Here is a 1,180-nt window from a genome sequence, read left to right as displayed (position 1 = left end):
CTACGCTGTCATGTCGAATCACTATCAAGTGGTTTTGCATATTAATCACTCAAGTTACGCACCATTCTGAAATCAGCCGTTATTGGTGACATGAAAAAGTTAGTCAATAGGTGATACGTACCAGGCGCAAGAAAATACGACAGTTAAGATATATGGCTGCAAAGTTTGCAGTGGCTGAATAATCACCCATTTCAAAAACTCAGAAGATTTAAACACCTTAAAGCCGTGTTTTCCGGATAAGATGACGCCTTTCTTTTATTCCCTGCCTTGCCTCTGTTACCTACCTTGCCCTGGCCTTGATCAGGGCTTCAAGGCAGTCGATATTGCCGGTCACAGCAGCGATAAAAAACGGGCTGGTGTCATCCGACAAGACGGCATTAAGATCTGCTTTGGCTTCGAGCAGAACTTTCACGATGTCGGTATAGCCCTTCTGGGCTGCGAGACAGAGCGAGGTGACGCCATTCGTAGTCCGGGCGTTGAGATCTGCCCCGGCTTCGATCAGGGCTTTTACGATGCCGATGTTATTATGCAGGGCAGCGCTTAGCAAAGGGGTGGCGCCACCAGGCAAGGCGGCATCGAGATCCGCATTGGCTTCGATCAGGAGTTTCACGATGTCGGTATAGCCCTTCTGGGCTGCGATATGCAGCGGGGTGGCGCCATTATTAGCTCGAGCGTTGAAATCCGCTCCGGCTTCGATCAGGGTTTTCACGATGTCGGTATTGCCCTTCTGTGCAGCGATGAACAGCGAGGTGGCGCCATGCGAAGTCCGGGCGTTGAGATCCGCATTGGCTACGATCAGGAGTTTCACGCAGTCGTGGTTATTTTGTTGGGCAGCGACGAACAACGGGGTATTACCATCCTCAGCCGGGGCGTTGAGATCTGCCTTGGCGTCGATCAGGAGTTTCACGCAATCGGTATTGCCTAATTCGCTGGCGATCAGTAGCGGGGTGGCGCCACCCTTTGTTCGGGCGTTGATATCCGCCCTGGCTTCGAGCAGGATTTTCACACAGTCGCTGTTATTTTCCTGGGCAGCCATGAACAGCGCGGTGACGCCTTTCTTTGTACGGGCGTTGAGGTTTGCACCGGCGTTAATGAGGCGTTCGACGATGTCCTTGTGCCCATTAACAGATGCCAACATCAGGGCAGTGAAATCATCACTCAAAACGGCATTGACATTGAC

The 1,180-nt window shown here is 51.8% G+C and carries 1 protein-coding gene; it reads right to left on the bottom strand.

Annotated elements, in window-relative coordinates:
- Positions 1-280: 280 nt before the first annotated feature.
- Positions 281-1,180 (bottom strand): ankyrin repeat domain-containing protein (locus KDK19_RS13225; protein WP_257292143.1); only part of this gene is annotated, 900 nt, incomplete at its 5' end.

It is taken from the genome of Endozoicomonas sp. ONNA1 (genome assembly GCF_024606325.1).
Classification (GTDB): Bacteria; Pseudomonadota; Gammaproteobacteria; order Pseudomonadales; family Endozoicomonadaceae; genus Endozoicomonas_A.
The sequence above is the reverse complement of the archived record's forward strand: the minus strand, read 5'-3'. Positions and strand labels throughout refer to the sequence as shown.